The sequence below is a fragment of the Shinella sp. GW821-FHT11G07 genome (assembly GCF_058808115.1).
In genome coordinates, this window is the sequence record NZ_JBXARJ010000005.1 from 237,756 (window position 1) to 255,299 (window position 17,544).

Consider the following 17,544-nt stretch of genomic DNA (forward strand, 5'->3'; position numbering starts at 1 on the left):
CGGACCAAGCTGGGCGAACACTCTTCGCGCCAACGCCTCGCCGTACGGCGATTTTGCCTTCACGAGATCACTGTCAGGCGATGAACCGCTCCGGCCGATACGGGCCGATATTGATCACCGTCCGCTCGCCCAGCATCTTTTCCGCCAGCACGCGCCCGGTGATCGGACCGAGCGTCATGCCGTGGTGGGCGTGGCCGAAGGCGAACCAGAGGCCGGAATGGCGCGGCGCCTTGCCGATGATCGGCATCATGTCCGGCGTGCAGGGGCGGCAGCCCATCCACGGTTCCTCGTCGCGCCGTTCGGCGAGCGGGAAGAACTCGCGCGCCACCTTTTCCGCGCGGCGCAGCTGCACGGGCGTCTTGCGCGTGTCGCGCCTTGCGAATTCGGCGCCGGTGGTGAGGCGGATGCCGCGCTGCATCGGCGCGAGGAAATAGCCGCGCTCGGCGTCGAGCACCCAGTTGTTGAGGTGTGCACCCTCTTCTGCACCATAGTGCATGTGATAACCGCGCTTGACGGCGAGCGGGAAGCGATAGCCGAGCTTGCGCGTTACCGTATCGGCCCAGGGGCCGAGCGCGACAACGACTTCCTTGCCTTCCAGCGGACCTTCCGGCGTCGCAATGCGCCAGCCCTCGCCTTCCAGCACATGCTCGATGGTCGCAGCGTCACCGGACTGAAGCGTGCCGCCGAGCGACTGGAAATAGGCAAGATAGCGCTTCATCAGGCTCTGCGGATCGAGGATCGACCATGGGTCTGTCCAGCGCAGGCCACCGGTGAGCTCCGCACGGATGGACGGCTCGGCCGCCGCCACTTCCGCCGTCGTCAGCTTCTGGTGGTTGACGCCGAAATTGGCCGACAGCTTTTCCGCGTCCGCATAGGCGGCGTCGCGCGCCTTCTCGGAACGGAAAACCTTCATCCAGCCGTCCTTGCGGATGAGGTCGTCGGCACCCGACGCCGCGATCAGGTCGGCATGTTCGGAAATCGAGTTCTCGATGAGCGGCGCATAGAGATGGGCAATGCTCTGGTGCTGGCGGAAGCCGGAATGCCACCAGTAGCGCGCCAGGAACGGAATGATGCTCGGGATCGCCGACGGATGATAATGCGCATCGATCGTGTTGTTCAGCGCATAGCGGAACAGCGCGCCGAAATCGTGCGGGAAACCGTAGGGAAAGACACCCTCGCGCTGGATCAGGCCGGCATTGCCATAGGACGTCTCTTCCGCAGCACCCCGGCGATCGACGAGCACCACCGATTTGCCGCGCCGTGCCAGATGGATCGCGGTCGAAATGCCGATCACGCCCGCGCCGAGAACAATGACGTCCGTCTTCATGTGCCTGCCCCATAGTCCACATTCAGGTTTTCTGATCCATTGCATGGGCCGAACGGGGGATGCAAGCCGCTTGCTTGCGGCAAAGCGCCTTCAGGCGCCGGAGATGGACACCGGCCGGATGCGGCGATAGCGTCACGACATGAGGGGACCTTCGAAAGGAAGCGGCATGCAGTTTGGTACCACGCGCGAACTCTGGCGTTATCCCGTCAGTTCGCTGACCGGAGAACAGCTCGAAACCGCCGAGCTCGACGAAGCCGGTATCGTCGGAGACCGCCAATGGGGGCTGTTCGACAAAGACAGCAAGGCCGTTGCGGCGCCGGAAAAAGAGCGGCGCTGGCGGCCGGTTCCGGGGCTCCAATCGCGGGCGGCTGTCGATGGACCGGAAATCAGCCGCGATGGCACCGCATGGCATGCCCTCCCCTCGCCGACCGCCGACGGGGTCGCTTCCGACCATCTCGAATTTCCCGTCCAGTTCCTGCCCTTCGGCGAAACGGGTGCGGCACCGCGTTATGATCGCGATCACCTGCATATTCTGACCACGTCTTCGCTGGCACACCTGCAAGCACTGTTGCCCACGGCCGTCCTCGACATCAGGCGTTTTCGGCCCAACATCCTGATCGGTACAGATGCGGGTGACGTCGATTTCGTCGAGCAAAAGCTCATTGGCCGCATCCTGCGCGCCGGCAACGCGGTCATCGAAATCCTCGAGCCCTGCGCGCGTTGCGCCTTTACCGCGCTTGGCCAGCCCGGCGTGCCGTTCGACAAGGATGTGCTGCACACGATCGCCAAACACGGCGGCGGCGGATTTGGCGTGCTGGCAAGGGTGGTCACCCCGGGACGGATCGCCCTTGGAGATACTGTGACGGTCGATTAGACCTATTGCCCGGCAAGCCGCAGCAGGTTTTCGATCGCCGCGCGCTCGAAGCCGCCGATGCCCTCAGAGATATCGGCCTTGATCGCCGCCGCCACGGCATCCTCGTCGCGCTTGCGCAGCGCCTCGATGGCCTCCACGTGACGATCGACGAAATAGAGTTGGGCGACATGTTCCATGGCGATGCCGAGGAAGGGGCCGAGCTGGAGCCAGATGCTCTCCACCATCGGCATGATCACCTGCTCTGGATTGGCAGTGTATAGCGTGCGATGGAATTCCTGGTTCAGCAACAGGGCCGTCCCGTTGTCCTTGCGGGAAATCGCCTCGTCCTGCGCCTTGTCGATCTCGGCAAGGCGGTCGATGCGCCGTTCGGTGATGTGCGGCACGGCCCGGCGGGCGGCATGCTGCTCCAGCACGGAGCGCAGCGAGACCAGCTCGCTGAAGCGGTCCGCCGTCATGCGCGGCACCATGATGCGCCTGTTGTCGAGCACCCGGAGTGCCCCCTCGGAGCTGAGGCGCCGCAGGGCTTCGCGCACGGGCGTCGGGCTCGATTCCATCGCCTCCGCAATGCCGCGAATGGTCAGTGATTCGCCCGGCCGGATGGAGCCCACCATGATCGCCTGGCGCAGGCGCCGATGCGCATATTCATGCGTCGTCATGCCTTCCGGCCGGTCCAGCGGCTCAAGCGCCAAATTGCCCAATCCATCCCTCCTGTGACCGGCTGCAGGGTGCTATCCTACCCCTTGTGACAGGTTCTAGCAGCTTGACCGGCGACAAGAAAGTGTGCATATTTCCAAAATGTGATCACAAATATTACTATGTGATATAGAAAGACGAGGGCGATGAACGAAGATTCCAATTGGCTGATCACCGCCGATGGCGTGGAAAGCATCCAGGCCGTCGTCTGCGATCTAAACGGCATTCTGCGCGGCAAGCGCGTGCCCGTCGGGCAGGCGGAAAAGGTGTTGAAGGGCGGCATCCGCATGCCGCTTTCCATCGTCGGCGTGGACGTCTGGGGCGAAGACATCGTCGGCTCGAGCCACGTCTTCGCGAGCGGCGACATGGACGGCATCTGCGCGGCGACCGGCCGCGGCGCGCTGCCCGTAAGCTGGACGCTGAAACCGTCCGCCGTCGTGCCGCTCTGGCTGTTCAAGGAGAATGGCGAACCCTTCCTCGCCGATCCGCGCCAGGCGCTCGCCAATATCGTGCGCCAGTATCACGAACTCGGCCTGCGCCCCGTCGTCGCCTCGGAGATGGAATTCTACCTGATCGACGCCGAGCCGGATCATGCCCAGCCGCCGATCTCGCCCTATACCGGCAAGCGGCTCGATTCCGACGCCATCCTGTCGATCGACGAGCTTGACGATTTCGGCCAGTTCTTCTCCGACGTCTATGCGGAATGCGAGCGGCAGAACGTGCCGGCGGATTCGGCCGTCGCCGAAAACGGCATCGGCCAGTTCGAAATCAATCTGATGCATTCCGACGACCCGTTGAAGGCCGCCGACGACGCACTGTTCTTCAAGCGCATCATCAAGGGCATCGCCCGCAAACACGGCTTTGCCGCCACCTTCATGGCAAAACCCTACGGCATGCGTTCTGGCAGCGGCATGCACATGCATTTCAGCCTGATCGACGAGGATGGCAACAATGTCTTCGACGACGGCACGCCGGAAGGTTCCGACATCATGAAACACGCCGTCGCGGGCCTCACCCGTGGCATGGCGGAATCGACGCTGCTCTTCGCGCCGCATTTCAACTCCTACCGTCGCCTCAGGCCGGACACGCACGCCCCGACCTCCGTCTCCTGGGGCTACGAGAACCGCACCGCCGCCATCCGCATCCCCGGCGGCAGCAACAAGGCGCGGCGCATCGAGCACCGCGTCGCCGGCGCCGACGCCAACCCCTATCTCGTCATGGCGGGCATCCTTGGCGCTGCGCTCGTCGGCATCCGCAACAAGTGGGAGCCGCCGGCACCGGTCTCGGGCCGCGCCTATCTCTCGCAGCTGCCGCGCATCCCCTCGGAATGGGGCTCGGCCGTCACCGCCTTCGAGAACGGCTCGATCGTCTCGGAAATCTTCGACGCGGATCTCCGCTCCATGCTGATCGCCTGCAAGCGGCAGGAAATCGCCGGCTTCGCCGAACAGGTGACCGACTTCGAGTTCAGCGCCTACCTGGAAATCGTCTGATGGCCACGAATGAATCCTATGCCGGCAACGGCACCTATCCCGACAGCTATTACGCCGCCTCCCGCAACATCGTGCGCACGCCGAAAGTGCTCGAAGGCGCGGTCACGGCCGACGTTGCCGTGCTCGGCGCCGGCTATTCCGGCCTCTCGACCGCCATCCACCTCGCCGAGAAGGGCTACAAGGTCGTGATGGTCGAAGGTGCCGGCATCGGCTGGGGCGCGTCCGGCCGCAACGGCGGCCAGATCGTCAATGGCCTGAATGCCAGCCTCGACACGATCAAGCGCCGCTATGGCGATCAGGCCGGCGCCTTTGTCGGCGGCCTCGTGCAGGAAGGCGGCAAGATCATCCGCCGCATCGTTTCGCAATACGACATCGATTGCGACATGAAGACAGGCAACATCTACGCCGCCTATACGCCCGCCCACATGAAGGACCTGGAGCACAAGAAGGCTCTGTGGAAGAGCTACGGCATGGACGACCACCAGATGCTCGACAAGGCGGCGATCCAGAAGCTCGTCAAGACGGATGCCTATATCGGCGGCATGCTGGACACGACCGGCGGCCACATGCACCCGCTGAACCTCACGCTCGGCGAGGCCAAGGCGCTGGAATCGCTCGGCGGCGTGATCTACGAACAGTCGCCCGTCATTCGCGTCGAACACGAGGCTGAAAAGCCGGTCATCCACACCGCGCGCGGCAGCGTCACGGCAAACACCGCCGTCATCTGCGGCAATGCCTATCTCGGCCATGTCGTGCCGAAACTCGTCTCGCGCGTCATGCCGGTCTCGACCCAGATGGTCGCGACCGAACCGCTCGGCGACCGCGCCGATGCATTGATCCCGAGCGACATGTGCGTCGAGGACGTGCGCTACATCCTCGATTATTTCCGCCTGTCGGCCGACAAGCGCATGATCTTCGGCGGCGGCACCGTCTATGGCGGCACCGACCCGGCCGACGTGCGGGCAAAAATCCGCCCGAACCTCGAAAAGGTCTTTCCGTCGCTGAAGGGCGTGAAGATCGACTACGCCTGGAGCGGCAATTTTGCCCTCTCCTTCTCGCGCGTGCCGCAGATGGGCAAGATCGGCAAGAACACCTATTTCGCCCATGGCTACAGCGGCCACGGCGTCACGGGCTCGCACTTGTTCGGCCGCATCCTCAGCGAGGCGATCCACGGCGACCTGTCGCGTTTCAGCCAGTTCGAGAAACTGCCCTGGATTCCCTTCCCGGGCGGGCGCATGTTCCGCGCGCAGTATTCCACCATCGGGTCCTGGTGGTACCAGTTCAAGGACGCCTTCGGCCTCTGAGATCGAACCCTCCCAAGCAAAAAGCCCGCTGTTGTTTCCAACAGCGGGCTTTTTCATGGGTAGACGATCGGATCAGCCGCGGCGATTGCGGGCGGCGAGCGTGCGCAGGCGCAGCGCGTTCAGCTTGATGAAGCCGGCGGCGTCCTTCTGGTCGTAGGCGCCCTGGTCGTCCTCGAAGGTGACGAGCTTGTCGGAATAGAGCGACTTGTCCGATTCACGGCCGGTGACCATGACATTGCCCTTGTAGAGCTTCAGCGTCACTTCGCCCTCGACATGCTCCTGGCTCCGGTCGATCAGCGCCTGCAGCATTTCGCGTTCCGGCGAGAACCAGAAGCCGTAATAGATCAGCTCGGCATAACGCGGCATCAGGTCGTCCTTAAGGTGTGCTGCACCCCGGTCGAGCGTGATGGATTCGATAGCGCGGTGAGCGGCTAGCAGGATCGTGCCACCGGGCGTCTCGTAGACGCCGCGCGACTTCATGCCGACGAAACGGTTTTCCACGAGGTCGAGGCGGCCGATGCCGTTGTCGCGGCCGTAATTGTTGAGGGTGGCGAGCAGCGTTGCCGGCGACATGCGCACGCCGTTGACCGAAACCGCGTCACCACGCTCGAAGCCGACCTTGATGGTGGTCGCCTTGTCCGGAGCGGCTTCCGGCGAAATCGTGCGCATGTGCACATATTCCGGCGCCTCGACGGCCGGGTCTTCCAAAACCTTGCCCTCGGACGAGGAGTGCAGCAGGTTCGCGTCGACGGAGAACGGCGCTTCACCCTTCTTGTCCTTGGCGACCGGGATCTGGTGCTGCTCGGCGAATTCCAAGAGATGCGTGCGGCTCTTGAACGACCAGTCGCGCCACGGCGCGATGATCTTGATGTCCGGGTTCAGCGCATAGGCCGACAGCTCGAAGCGGACCTGGTCGTTGCCCTTGCCGGTTGCGCCATGGGCGATGGCATCCGCGCCGGTCTTGGCGGCGATCTCGATCAGGTGCTTGGAGATCAGCGGACGGGCAATCGACGTGCCGAGCAGGTAGACGCCTTCATAGACCGCATTCGCACGGAACATCGGGAAGACGAAATCGCGCACGAATTCCTCGCGCACGTCCTCGATGAAGATCTCCTTGATGCCGAGCATCTCGGCCTTCTTGCGCGCCGGCTCCAGCTCTTCGCCCTGGCCGAGGTCGGCCGTGAACGTCACGACTTCCGCATTGAGCTCGGTCTGCAGCCATTTCAGGATGATCGAGGTGTCGAGGCCGCCGGAATAGGCCAGCACGACTTTTTTCACGTCTTTGTAAGATGCCATGGTGATGAGGTCCGTTGCATGGAGAGGATCTGCGGCAAGCCCGCAAGGCCCGGTGTCGCGGCACTTTTAGCGAAGTTGGCGCGTGACGCAAGGGTGAGGCGGGAGGCTTCCTGACGCAAGCCAGGTTTGACAGCGCGCCATCGCAACCCATATTCGCCTCAGTAAACCATGGAAGGGGTGCCCCATGACGAACATCCAGGACATCATCAAGGAAGCCAATGTCGCCGTCGTCACCGGCGGTGCCTCCGGCATCGGGCTGGCGGCCGCACGGCGTTTCGCCGAGGCCGGCATGAGCGTCGCGATCGCCGATCTCGGTGGCGACCGGCTCGGCGAGGCCCGCCTCGAACTCGAGGCGATTGCCGGCGAAGCAAACATCATGGCGGTGGAGACGGACGTCGCCCACCGTCACGAACTGGAGGCGCTGGAACGCACCGTACTCCAGCGGTTCGGCCGCGTACATGTGCTGATGAACAATGCCGGCATCCAGCCGGCCACCTCGATCTTCAGCGCCGAGGCCAACTGGGACCACATCCTCGCCGTCAACCTGATGGGCGTCATCCACGGCAGCCAGGTCTTCGGCCCCAACATGCTGGCCCATGGCGAACCCGGCCTCATCATTAACACCGGCTCCAAGCAGGGCATCACCACGCCACCCGGCAATCCGGCCTACAATGTCTCCAAGGCCGGGGTGAAGGTGTTTACCGAAGCCCTCCAGCACGAACTGCGCAACACCGAGGGCGCAAACATCTCCGCCCATCTACTCATCCCAGGCTTCGTCTTCACCGGCTTGACCAAAGGCGACCGTACGGAAAAGCCGGATGCCGCCTGGACCTCCGCCCAGACCGTCGACTTCCTGCTGGAAAGCCTGGAGCGCGGCGACTTCTACATCCTCTGCCCCGACAACGACGTGCCCCGCGCGCTCGACGAACGCCGCATGGCCTGGGCGATCGGCGACGTCATCGAAAACCGCCCGCCGCTGTCGCGCTGGCACAATGACTATGCGGAAAAGTTCCGGGCCTTCGTCGAGGGCGAATAACGCCTGAGCCCCCCTGGTACGGATCCTCGGCTCAGGGCCGGGGATGACGTCCTGGGTGGGGCAGGCCTGTCGGCAAAACCGGGACGTTCATCGAGCGTTATGACGGCCTATCACAAGCTTTGATTGGTAATTCGCTGAAAGCCGGACTAGGGATTTCGCATCCTTCCGGCTTCTGAGAAACACCATCATGGACTTTCTGCCCACGCTGCCGACACTTCTCACCTTCGCGGCCGCAAGCCTGCTTCTGGCGGCCACCCCCGGCCCGGACATGACGCTGTCGATCAGTCGGGCCTTGTCGCAGGGCCGTGGTCCGGCGCTCTTCGTGGTGGTCGGCACGGGCCTCGGCATCATCGTGCACACGCTGCTGGTCGCCTTCGGCATTTCGGCGCTGATCACCGCCTCGCCGACCGCCTTCATGATCCTGAAGACCGGCGGTGCCGCCTACCTGCTGTGGCTCGCCATTCAGGCCATCCGCTACGGCTCGAATTTTTCTGTCGATGCCGCGGCCGGCCCACGCGGTACGGCTCTGGCCAACATTTCCAGCGGCTTCTGGGTGAACCTGCTCAACCCCAAGGTCATCATCTTCTTCATGACCTTCCTGCCGCAATTCATCTCGGCCGGCGATCCGGAGGTCACCGGCAAGCTGATTTTCCTCGGCCTGTTCTTCATCATCGTCGGCATGCCGATTAACATCATCGTCATTCTCGCCGCCGACAGGCTCGCCGCCTGGCTCCAGCAGAACCCCAAGGTGCTGCGCGGCATCGACTACACCTTCGCCGGCGTCTTCTCGGTCTTCGCGATGAAGATTTTCTTCACGCAGGCGAAGTAGGGGCGGTCACACGCCGTAGCGGTAATGCCCGGTGATCGGATAGGCGAAAAGCACGTCCTCCAGACGCGCGCCTACGCCGATATTGTGAACGACGAGCGGCCGGGAGCCATCGGAAGAATGTTCATTCGCCACGATGGCGATATGCGGTAGATTGCCAGGCAGCATCTGCGAGACGATATCACCCGGCAGGTAATCCCCACCATTCTCGCTCAGCGCCAATGCCGCACCCGCGCGCTTGAAGAACGCCTGGAGGTTGGGCACCCGGCGATGGTCGATGTTGCGGTCCGTCTTCTTCAGGCCCCAAAGCGCCGGATAGGCCGAGAAGGCGCGCCGCATGTCTTCGTGCACCAGCACCTGAAGGTCGATGCCGAGCCCGTCCCGGTAGGCGCGGACGAGCACGTCGGTGCACACGCCCCGCTCGCGCGGCACGTCGCCGCCGGGATAATCGAGCCTGGAATAGGCCGCATCATAGGTCAGCGTCACGCCGACCTGTTTTCGCGCGGCCGCAACGAGCCGATCCGCAGGTGTTGCCTCTGCCCGCAAGACTGCCGGCAGCGCGAGCACAACTCCTGAAGACAGGCCACCGGCCAGCAGCGTACGGCGAAACAGCATGCGCATCCCCCAAATCCGACGGAAGAAAGCTGCTGCCGGATTCGGGCGCTTTGTGGGCGTCAGCCGATCAGCAGGGCGTCATCGTCCAGCGTCTGGCCACGCATCTTGCGGAACATGTCGATCAGGTCTTCGACCTGGAGGTCCTTGCGGCTGTCGCCGGCCACGTCGAGCACGATCTCGCCGCCATGCAGCATCACCGTGCGGTGGCCGTAGTCGAGCGCCTGGCGCATCGAATGTGTCACCATCAGCGTTGTCAGCTTGCGGTCAGACACGATTTTCTGCGTGAGGGTCATGATGAATTCCGCCATGCCCGGATCAAGCGCCGCTGTGTGCTCGTCGAGCAGCAGCACGTCGGATCCGGCGAGCGTCGCCATGACGAGCGAGACGGCCTGACGCTGGCCGCCGGACAGGAGGTCCATGCGGTCGCGCATGCGGTTCTCAAGCCCGAGGTTCAGTTCGGCGATGCGCTCGCGAAAATGCGCGCGGCGCTTGGGGCCGAGCGACGAGGAAAGTCCACGCCGTTCGCCGCGACGGGCGGCAAGCGCCAGGTTTTCCTCGATCGAGAGTGCGCCGCAGCTTCCGGTCAGCGGATCCTGGAAGACGCGGGCGACCCGGCCGGCGCGCGCCGCCGTGCCCTGGCGGGTCACGTCCACCGTGGCGATCTTCACCTGGCCTTCAGTAGCGATCACGTCACCGGCCAACACGCCGAGCAGCGTCGACTTGCCGGCGCCGTTGGAGCCGATGACGGTGACGAACTGGCCTTCCTCGATGGTCAGGCTGACGCCGTTCAGCGCCTGCTTCTGCAGCGGCGTGCCCTTGCCGAAGACGACCTTGATATCGGAAACGGAAATCATCAGGCGGCTCCCCCGCGGCGAAGGCGCGGCAGCACGAGCGCCACGGTGACAAGCAGCGCCGTCACGAAGTTGAGGTCGGAGGCCTGAAGGCCGAGCACGTCGGAGGAGAGTGCCAGCTGGATCGCGATGCGATAGAGGATTGACCCCAGCACGCAGCCGATCAGGGCCATCAGGATGCCGCGTGCGCCAAAAAGCGTCTCGCCGATGATGACGGCCGCAAGACCGACGACGATGGTGCCGACGCCGGAAGTGACATCGGCAAAACCGTTCGTCTGGGCAAAGAGCGCGCCGCCGAGCGCCACCAGCGCATTGGACAGTGCGATGCCAAGATAGATCTGACGGTTGGTATCGACGCCCTGCGCACGGGCCATGCGGGCGTTCGCGCCGGTTGCCCGCATCGAAAGACCGGCGTCGCTTTCCAGGAAGCGCCAGACGATTATCACCGCGATTACCACCAGAACGCCGACGAACAGCGGGCGGACATAGAAATCACGCAGACCGAGGCCGAAGAACGGGCTGATCATCGTATCGGCATTGATCAGCGCGACATTCGGCTTGCCCATCACACGCAGGTTGACCGAGAAGAGCGCGATCATCGTCAGGATCGAGGCGAGCAGGTTGAGAATGCGGAAACGTACGTTCAGCATCGCCGTCACGAGGCCGGCACCAGCACCGGCCACCATGGCGACACCAGCCGAAAGCCAGGGATTGACGCCCGCGATGATCAGAACCGCCGTGACGGCAGCGCCGAGCGGAAACGAGCCGTCCACGGTCAGGTCCGGAAAATCCAGCACGCGGAAGGCAAGGTAAACACCGATCGCGACGAAGGCATAGACCAGCCCCAGTTCGACGGCACCCCAGAAGGCAATCAGGCTCACGGCTCTACGCTTTCTCCTAAGCAATTCCAGCAAAAGTGCGTAGCGGTTTTGCGTTCGGAATTGCGTAAAAACAAAAAGATAGAGCATTTTCACTGAAGGTGGAAATGCTCTGCCCGTTTCCCGCGGGTCTTGCGGGAGGGGTCCTTTTAACAGATCAACCGCCGCCGGGCGATCCGGCAGCGGTTGATTCCGATTTCAGCTGTCCTGGGGACGGCAGATTATTCGATGACGCGGGTCGCGCGGCCGACGACGGCTTCCGGAAGGGTGACGCCCATCTTGGTGGCAGCGGACTTGTTGACCACGAGGTCCGTGCCGGCGGCAACCTTCACGGCGATGTCGCCCGGGTTTTCACCCTTGAGGATGCGCACGACGATCTCGCCCGTCTGCTTGCCGACGTCCTTGTAGTTGAAGCCGAGTGCCGCGACGGCGCCGCGCGAAACGGAATCCGTGTCGGCGGTGAAGAGCGGCAGTTTTGCTTCTTCGGCAACGGCAACCGCGCCTTCGAGCGCCGAAATGATCGTGTTGTCGGTCGGGATGTAGATCGCATCGGCGCGGCCAACGAGCGCGCGGGCGGCACCCTGGACTTCAGCCGATTTCGTGGCAGCGGATTCGACGACCGTCAGGCCGGCCTTTTCCGCTTCCGTCTTCAGCACGGCAAGCAGCGAAACGGAGTTGGCTTCACCCGAATTGTAGAGGAAGCCGATGGTCTTGGCTTCGGGCAGGATTTCCTTGATCAGCGCCAGGTGTTCGGCAACCGGCGACATGTCGGAAAGGCCCGTGACGTTGCCGCCGGGCTTGTCCATGTCCTTGACGAGCTGCGCGCCGAGTGGGTCGGAAACGGCCGTGAAGACCACCGGGATGTCGCGCGTCGTGGAGACGACGGCCTGGGCGGACGGCGTGGAGATCGGCACGATGACGTTCGGCTCCTCGCCGGCGAACTGGCGGGCGATCTGCGCTGCCGTCGCGGGGTTGCCCTGCGCCGACTCGTAGAGGAACGTCAGGTTCTCGCCTTCCTTGTAGCCGGCGGCTTCCAGCGCTTCCTTGACGCCGTCACGGGCGGCATCCAGTGCCGGATGTTCGACGATGGCCGTCACGGCCACCGTGACGTTTTCGGCCTTGGCCGGCAGCGAAATCGCGAGCGTTGCCGCGAAAGCGAGGAGAAGTTGACGCATGGAGGGCCTCCCTAGAATGATTTTGACCCGTTTCTAGGCAAAACGGCCGTTCAAATCAATTCTCGGAATCCGCTTCTTCAATCACAATTTCTGATAGGAGATGGAGGCGTCGATCCCTCAGTCGTCCTCGCCATGCCCGACGATCATCATCGCCTCGAAGGCCATGCGGTCGACCTTGCGCATGCGCTCGGATTCCGATTTCAGCTGGCCGCAGGCGGCGAGAATGTCGCGGCCGCGCGGGGTACGGATCGGCGAGGCATAGCCGGCCTGGTTGATGAAATCGGCGAAACGCTCGATCTGCTCCCAGTCCGAACACTGGTAGTTGGTGCCCGGCCAGGGATTGAACGGGATGAGGTTGATCTTCGCCGGAATGCCCTTGAGCAGCTGGGTGAGCAGCTTGGCGTCCTCCAGCGAATCGTTGACGTCCTTCAACATCACATATTCGAAGGTGATGCGGCGCGCATTCGACAGGCTCGGATAGGCCCGGCAGGCCTCCAGCAGGTCCTTCAGCGGATATTTCTTGTTGATCGGCACCAGCATGTCGCGCAGGTCGTCGCGCACCGCATGCAGCGAGATCGCCAGCATAACGCCGATCTCGGAACCCGTGCGATAGATTTCCGGCACGATGCCCGATGTCGACAGCGTCACGCGGCGCTTGGAGAGCGACAAGCCATCGCCGTCGGTCGCGATCAACAGCGCCGTCTTGACGTGCTCGAAGTTGTAGAGCGGCTCGCCCATGCCCATCATGACGATGTTGGAGACCTTGCGGCCTTCGGCCGGCGCGATCATGCCGGCCGGCGTGTCCCGGTCGGGGAAATCGCCGAGGCGATCACGGGCAAGCAGCAGCTGCGCGAGGATTTCCTCGGCCGTCAGGTTGCGCACCAGCTTCTGCGTGCCGGTGTGACAGAAGGAGCAGGTGAGCGTGCAGCCGACCTGGCTGGAAATGCACAGCGTGCCGCGGCCTTCTTCGGGAATATAGACGGTCTCGATCTCGACCGGACGGCCGGCACCACGCGGCGGGAAGCGCAGCAGCCACTTGCGCGTGCCATCGGCGGAAACCTGCTCCTCGACGATCTCCGGACGGGCGATGGTGAAATGCGTCTTCAGCATTTCGCGCATGTCCTTGGAGATATTCGCCATGTCGTCGAAATCGGAGACGCCGCGCACATAGAGCCAGTGCCAGAGCTGGCTGACCCGCATCTTCACCTGCCGCTCGGGAATGCCCTTTTCGGCGAGCGCCCGGCCCATGTCCTCACGCGAAAGGCCGATCAGTGACGGCTTTTCCGCGGCGGGAAGGGTGCGGACGACCGGTGCCTTGACTGGCTCGGCCGTGTTGAGAAAATCCATGCTTGCCATCGGGTCATCCTCAAGAACAGGCCAGGCTGGCGCAGGCTGTTGCGCCGCAAGCGGTCCATGCTCGACAGAAGTTCGTTGCGGGCCCACCGGCGCCGCTCGATGCGGCTCAGGGCCCAGTTGCCGGCCCTTTAGCATTGTTCCGGCAGAAAGTCACCTGCCTTGCCGGTGCAGACCTCGCGGAAACAGGCGCGCAGCCAGCGATGCGCCGGATCGGCATCCATGCGCGGATGCCAGAGCATGGAAATGGTGAAGTCCGGCAGGGCGATCGGCAGCGGGAAACTCGCCATGTCGTCGCGAAGCGACAGGGTCGAACGGTCGGAGACCTGGGCGATCAGGTCGGAGTGCCGCGCGAGCGTCACGGCCTCGGCAAAACTTGCGACGGTCACGGCAATGGTGCGCGTTAGCCCCATCAAAGCCAGTGCCTCGTCGACCGGGCCGCGCTCACGCCGGCCGCGGGAAACGAGGATATGGCCGCCCTGCACATAGCGCTCCGCCGTGATCGGGCCGTCGAGCAGAGGGTGCCCCTTGCGCACGACACCGATGAAACGATCGCGAAACAGTGCCTGCGCGCGCACTTCCGGTCCCGTCGTATCGCCGATCACGCCCGTTTCGAGATCGACCGTTCCGTCGCGCAGCGGCGTGCTTTCCTTATCCGGCTTTGGAACGAAGCGGATTTTTACATGGGGCGCCTCCCGCGTGAGACGCGCCAGCAAGGCCGACCCGAATGTATCGACGAAACCCTCGCGGTTGCGGAGCGTAAAGGTCCGCTCGAGGGTTGCGAGATCGAGAAGCTTTGCCGGGCGCAGCAGCGCTTCGGCTGCCGCAACGACCTGGCCGACCTCGTCACGCAACTCCAGTGCCCGCGGCGTCGGCACGAGCCCCCGCCCGGCCCGCACGAGCAGCGGATCGCCGGTCACCTCCCGCAACCGCGCGAGCGCACGGCTCATCGCCGAGGGGCTGAGCCGCAGCCTTTGCGCTGCCCGCGCCACATTGCCCTCGGCGAGCAGCACATCGAGCATGACGAGAAGATTGAGATCGGGTCGTGACATGGCGCGATCCTAGCATGCCCGCGAAAAGATGACATGGCGTCAAACGCACGAGCACAATGCAAATGATGCGCCTTCCGCCTTATCACGCAGCGGACTACCTGCTCTGAGGATCCCAAGGAGCAAAACCATGCACGATACAGAGACCATAACGGTAAACCGTCACCGGGCCGGAGCTCTTGCCGGCCTCTCGCTCGCCATCCTGCTGTCCTCGCTCGGCACCAGCATCGCCAATGTCGCTTTGCCGACGCTGGCGGATGTCTTTGCAGCACCCTTCCAGCACGTGCAGTGGGTCGTGCTCGCCTATCTCTTGAGCAGCACCGTGCTGATCGCCAGCATCGGGCGCCTTGGCGACCTATTCGGCCGACGCCGGTTGTTGCTGGCGGGTCTTGCGGTGTTTTCCGCCGCCTCGTTGCTGGCGGGCCTGTCGCCGTCGCTACCCCTCCTCATTGCCGCGCGCGCCGTTCAGGGGGCGGGTGCCGCGGCGATGATGGCGCTTGCCATGGCCTTCGTCAGCGAAACCGTGCCGAAAGAGAAGATCGGCAGCGTCATGGGCCTGCTCGGCACCATGTCCGCCGTCGGCACAGCACTCGGCCCGTCGCTCGGCGGCCTGCTGATATCGGGCTTGGGATGGCACGCAATCTTCCTCGTCGCCGTACCTTTCGGCCTGTCCGCCTTCGCCCTCGTCCACCATTTCCTGCCCGATGACCGCAAAGCCCCCACGACCGGCCGTTTCGACCTCGCCGGCGCCGGCCTGCTGGCGGCAACGCTGGCGGCCTATGCACTGGCGATGACGGTGGGCGAGGGCCGGGTCGGTCCGCTGAATGTCGCGCTCGTCGCCGCCTCGGCCGTGGGTGCCGGCCTCTTCGTGCTTCGGCAACGCCGGATCGCCTTTCCGCTGATCCGGCCTGCCGCCTTCCGCCGTGCCGGTTTTCCCGCAAGCCTTGCGGCGAACATCCTCGTCGCGACGGTGATCATGGTGACGCTGGTCGTCGGACCGTTCTACCTGTCGCGCACGCTCGGCTTCGGCCCGGCGCAGGTCGGCTTCGTGCTGGCGATCGGTCCCGTGGTGTCGGTGCTGACCGGTATTCTTGCCGGACGCCTCGTCGACCGATTCGGCGCAAGCCCCATGGTCGCCGCCGGACTTGCCACAATGGCGACGGGCGCCGCAGGCCTGCCCGTGCTATCCGCCCTGTTCGGCCTTCCCGGCTATATCCTGGCGATCGTTGTTCTTACACCCGGCTACCAGCTCTTCCAGGCCGCCAACAATGCGGCCGTGATGACGGGCATTGCCGCGGAGGAGCGCGGCGTCACCTCCGGCCTGCTCAACCTGTCGCGCAATCTGGGCCTGATCACCGGCGCCTCGCTGATGGGCGCGATCTTCACGCTTGCCGTCGGCACGAAGGACGTGACGGGCGCCAGCGCCGCGGCCGTGGCGACCGGCATGCATGTCACCTTCGCGGTGGCCGCCATCCTGCTCCTGATCGCCCTCGCTCTTGTACGCGGCTTCAAGCGCCAGGCCTGAAACGGCAAGACCTCCGCCAAGGGCGGAGGTCTCTTTAGGGCGCAGCAATACCGAGCCTTAACAGCCGTCGCTTGGTCAGCCCATGCGCTCGGATGCGTAGGAACCGGGGCTCGGCGGGAAGACAATCGTCTTGTTGCCGTTCATGAAGGTGCGGTGATGGATATGCGCATGCACGGCGCGCGCCAGAACCTGGCTCTCCACGTCCCGGCCGATCGACACATAGTCCTCCGCAGACTGCGCATGCGTGATGCGCGCCACGTCCTGCTCGATGATCGGACCCTCGTCGAGGTCCTCCGTCACATAGTGCGCCGTCGCACCGATCAGTTTTACGCCGCGCTCGAAGGCCTGCTTGTACGGGTTCGCCCCCTTGAACGACGGCAGGAACGAGTGGTGGATGTTGATGATCCGCCCCGACATCTTCTTGCACACCGCATCCGACAGCACCTGCATGTAGCGGGCAAGCACGATCAGCTCCGCACCGGACTGTTCCACCACCTCCATCAGCCGGGCTTCGGCCTGCGGCTTGTTCTCCTTCGTCACCTTGATGTGGTAGAAGGGGATGTCGTGGTTGACGATGACCTTCTGGTAGTCGAAGTGGTTCGACACGACCCCGACAATGTCGATCGGCAGCGCGCCGATCTTCCAGCGGTAGAGCAGGTCGTTCAGGCAATGGCCGAAGCGCGACACCATCAGCAGCACCTTCATGCGCTCGTCGCTGTCGTTGAAGCGATAGTTCATGCCGAAGGGCTTGGCGACCGGGGCGAATTCAGCCTTGATGTCCTCCTCCGACAGGCCTTCCTGGGACAGGAAGGTGAGACGCATGAAGAACAGACCGGTTTCGAGGTCGTCGAACTGCGACGAGTCGGAGATGTAACACCCCTTCTCGGCGAGGTAGCCGGTGATCGCGGCGACGATGCCGCGGGTCGATTGGCACGATACTGTCAGGACGTGGCTTTTCATCGGTTCCATCTCGCGTTCGGCCGATGCGGGGGCAAGCATCGGCGATCCCCTTGTCATGCGGGCCGCACTTACGGCATGGCGCATATTTCAGTCCGCTTGCGCCAGCGCAAGCCCCTGCAATGGCGAGAAGCTACGCCGCCTCTTGCAAGGAATCCCTCCGGTTCGCGACATCCAATGCGTCGAAAATGCCAACGGGGCCGTTCCAGGGCTGCGACTGAAGCCGACGATTGCCCCGACATGATCCCGTCTGAAAGACAGGCCGCACCGAATCTCTCAGCAATGCAAGCCGGCC

General features: G+C 63.9%; 16 protein-coding genes. 6 read left to right on the plus strand and 10 right to left on the minus strand.

The genetic code is table 11. The annotated features are described in order from the left end of the window. Nucleotides 1-73: 73 nt before the first annotated feature. Nucleotides 74-1,327, minus strand: coding sequence for an NAD(P)/FAD-dependent oxidoreductase (locus AC1RT2_RS12150; RefSeq protein ID WP_493102148.1), 1,254 nt, complete (start codon nucleotides 1,325-1,327; stop codon nucleotides 74-76). A gap of 166 nt (nucleotides 1,328-1,493) precedes the next feature. Between AC1RT2_RS12150 and AC1RT2_RS12155 the strand changes: the two genes are divergently transcribed. Next, complete coding sequence (locus AC1RT2_RS12155; protein ID WP_444799303.1) at nucleotides 1,494-2,201, plus strand: MOSC domain-containing protein; 708 nt, start codon at nucleotides 1,494-1,496, stop codon at nucleotides 2,199-2,201. Nucleotides 2,202-2,203: 2 nt separating this feature from the next. Here the strand turns inward: AC1RT2_RS12155 and AC1RT2_RS12160 are convergent, their stop codons facing one another. Further along, a complete protein-coding gene (locus tag AC1RT2_RS12160) occupies nucleotides 2,204-2,857 on the minus strand; it encodes a GntR family transcriptional regulator (RefSeq protein ID WP_069061581.1) in 654 nt (217 codons plus the stop codon). A 183-nt stretch (nucleotides 2,858-3,040) separates the two neighbouring features. Between AC1RT2_RS12160 and AC1RT2_RS12165 the strand changes: the two genes are divergently transcribed. Beyond that, the gene (locus AC1RT2_RS12165) at nucleotides 3,041-4,384 is read left to right on the plus strand and encodes a glutamine synthetase family protein (RefSeq protein ID WP_069060616.1); all 1,344 of its coding nucleotides are present in this window, start codon (nucleotides 3,041-3,043) and stop codon (nucleotides 4,382-4,384) included. Further along, a complete protein-coding gene (locus tag AC1RT2_RS12170; RefSeq protein ID WP_493102151.1) occupies nucleotides 4,384-5,688 on the plus strand; it encodes an NAD(P)/FAD-dependent oxidoreductase in 1,305 nt (434 codons plus the stop codon). Before AC1RT2_RS12165 ends, AC1RT2_RS12170 begins: the two co-directional genes overlap by 1 nt. 72 nt (nucleotides 5,689-5,760) lie before the next feature. Here the strand turns inward: AC1RT2_RS12170 and AC1RT2_RS12175 are convergent, their stop codons facing one another. Continuing rightward, nucleotides 5,761-6,984: an argininosuccinate synthase gene (locus tag AC1RT2_RS12175; protein ID WP_493102153.1), complete on the minus strand. Its 1,224-nt coding sequence runs from the start codon at nucleotides 6,982-6,984 to the stop codon at nucleotides 5,761-5,763. 184 nt (nucleotides 6,985-7,168) lie between these two features. Here AC1RT2_RS12175 and AC1RT2_RS12180 point away from each other — a divergent pair, with 184 nt between their 5' ends. Next, entirely contained in the window at nucleotides 7,169-8,020 is an 852-nt protein-coding gene (locus tag AC1RT2_RS12180) for an SDR family NAD(P)-dependent oxidoreductase (protein WP_493102155.1), read from the plus strand. A 187-nt stretch (nucleotides 8,021-8,207) separates the two neighbouring features. Further along, complete coding sequence (locus tag AC1RT2_RS12185) at nucleotides 8,208-8,849, plus strand: LysE family translocator (RefSeq protein ID WP_493102157.1); 642 nt, start codon at nucleotides 8,208-8,210, stop codon at nucleotides 8,847-8,849. Nucleotides 8,850-8,855: 6 nt separating this feature from the next. On the opposite strand, the gene AC1RT2_RS12190 is transcribed toward AC1RT2_RS12185, so the two are convergent. The 6 genes from AC1RT2_RS12190 to AC1RT2_RS12215 all read right to left on the minus strand — a co-directional run bounded on the left by AC1RT2_RS12190 (nucleotide 8,856) and on the right by AC1RT2_RS12215 (nucleotide 14,770). Beyond that, a complete protein-coding gene (locus AC1RT2_RS12190; protein WP_493102159.1) occupies nucleotides 8,856-9,461 on the minus strand; it encodes a DUF1287 domain-containing protein in 606 nt (201 codons plus the stop codon). Between the two features lie 59 nt (nucleotides 9,462-9,520). Continuing rightward, a complete protein-coding gene (locus AC1RT2_RS12195; protein ID WP_493102161.1) occupies nucleotides 9,521-10,315 on the minus strand; it encodes an ABC transporter ATP-binding protein in 795 nt (264 codons plus the stop codon). Next, nucleotides 10,315-11,193: an ABC transporter permease gene (locus AC1RT2_RS12200; RefSeq protein ID WP_069060610.1), complete on the minus strand. Its 879-nt coding sequence runs from the start codon at nucleotides 11,191-11,193 to the stop codon at nucleotides 10,315-10,317. The genes AC1RT2_RS12195 and AC1RT2_RS12200 overlap by 1 nt, the downstream gene beginning before the upstream one ends. 218 nt (nucleotides 11,194-11,411) lie before the next feature. Beyond that, nucleotides 11,412-12,365: an ABC transporter substrate-binding protein gene (locus AC1RT2_RS12205; RefSeq protein WP_493102163.1), complete on the minus strand. Its 954-nt coding sequence runs from the start codon at nucleotides 12,363-12,365 to the stop codon at nucleotides 11,412-11,414. A 117-nt stretch (nucleotides 12,366-12,482) separates the two neighbouring features. Beyond that, on the minus strand, nucleotides 12,483-13,721 hold the full coding sequence (rlmN, locus tag AC1RT2_RS12210) for a dual-specificity RNA methyltransferase RlmN (RefSeq protein ID WP_493102165.1): 1,239 nt from the start codon (nucleotides 13,719-13,721) through the stop codon (nucleotides 12,483-12,485). Between the two features lie 128 nt (nucleotides 13,722-13,849). Further along, nucleotides 13,850-14,770, minus strand: a complete 921-nt coding sequence (locus AC1RT2_RS12215; RefSeq protein ID WP_493102167.1) for a LysR family transcriptional regulator — start codon at nucleotides 14,768-14,770, stop codon at nucleotides 13,850-13,852. Nucleotides 14,771-14,897: 127 nt separating this feature from the next. Here AC1RT2_RS12215 and AC1RT2_RS12220 point away from each other — a divergent pair, with 127 nt between their 5' ends. Next, the gene (locus tag AC1RT2_RS12220; RefSeq protein WP_493102169.1) at nucleotides 14,898-16,292 is read left to right on the plus strand and encodes an MFS transporter; all 1,395 of its coding nucleotides are present in this window, start codon (nucleotides 14,898-14,900) and stop codon (nucleotides 16,290-16,292) included. Between the two features lie 75 nt (nucleotides 16,293-16,367). Here the strand turns inward: AC1RT2_RS12220 and purU are convergent, their stop codons facing one another. Next, entirely contained in the window at nucleotides 16,368-17,252 is an 885-nt protein-coding gene (purU, locus tag AC1RT2_RS12225; protein WP_493102370.1) for a formyltetrahydrofolate deformylase, read from the minus strand. Nucleotides 17,253-17,544: the final 292 nt, after the last annotated feature.

Coding starts and splice junctions, on each gene's coding strand:
- AC1RT2_RS12150 (WP_493102148.1), bottom strand. CDS start 1,327: ATGAAGACGGACGTCATTGTTCTCGGCGCGGGCGTGATCGGCATTTCG.
- AC1RT2_RS12155 (WP_444799303.1), top strand. CDS start 1,494: ATGCAGTTTGGTACCACGCGCGAACTCTGGCGTTATCCCGTCAGTTCG.
- AC1RT2_RS12160 (WP_069061581.1), bottom strand. CDS start 2,857: ATGACGACGCATGAATATGCGCATCGGCGCCTGCGCCAGGCGATCATG.
- AC1RT2_RS12165 (WP_069060616.1), top strand. CDS start 3,041: ATGAACGAAGATTCCAATTGGCTGATCACCGCCGATGGCGTGGAAAGC.
- AC1RT2_RS12170 (WP_493102151.1), top strand. CDS start 4,384: ATGGCCACGAATGAATCCTATGCCGGCAACGGCACCTATCCCGACAGC.
- AC1RT2_RS12175 (WP_493102153.1), bottom strand. CDS start 6,984: ATGGCATCTTACAAAGACGTGAAAAAAGTCGTGCTGGCCTATTCCGGC.
- AC1RT2_RS12180 (WP_493102155.1), top strand. CDS start 7,169: ATGACGAACATCCAGGACATCATCAAGGAAGCCAATGTCGCCGTCGTC.
- AC1RT2_RS12185 (WP_493102157.1), top strand. CDS start 8,208: ATGGACTTTCTGCCCACGCTGCCGACACTTCTCACCTTCGCGGCCGCA.
- AC1RT2_RS12190 (WP_493102159.1), bottom strand. CDS start 9,461: ATGCTGTTTCGCCGTACGCTGCTGGCCGGTGGCCTGTCTTCAGGAGTT.
- AC1RT2_RS12195 (WP_493102161.1), bottom strand. CDS start 10,315: ATGATTTCCGTTTCCGATATCAAGGTCGTCTTCGGCAAGGGCACGCCG.
- AC1RT2_RS12205 (WP_493102163.1), bottom strand. CDS start 12,365: ATGCGTCAACTTCTCCTCGCTTTCGCGGCAACGCTCGCGATTTCGCTG.
- rlmN (WP_493102165.1), bottom strand. CDS start 13,721: ATGGCAAGCATGGATTTTCTCAACACGGCCGAGCCAGTCAAGGCACCG.
- AC1RT2_RS12215 (WP_493102167.1), bottom strand. CDS start 14,770: ATGTCACGACCCGATCTCAATCTTCTCGTCATGCTCGATGTGCTGCTC.
- AC1RT2_RS12220 (WP_493102169.1), top strand. CDS start 14,898: ATGCACGATACAGAGACCATAACGGTAAACCGTCACCGGGCCGGAGCT.
- purU (WP_493102370.1), bottom strand. CDS start 17,252: ATGAAAAGCCACGTCCTGACAGTATCGTGCCAATCGACCCGCGGCATC.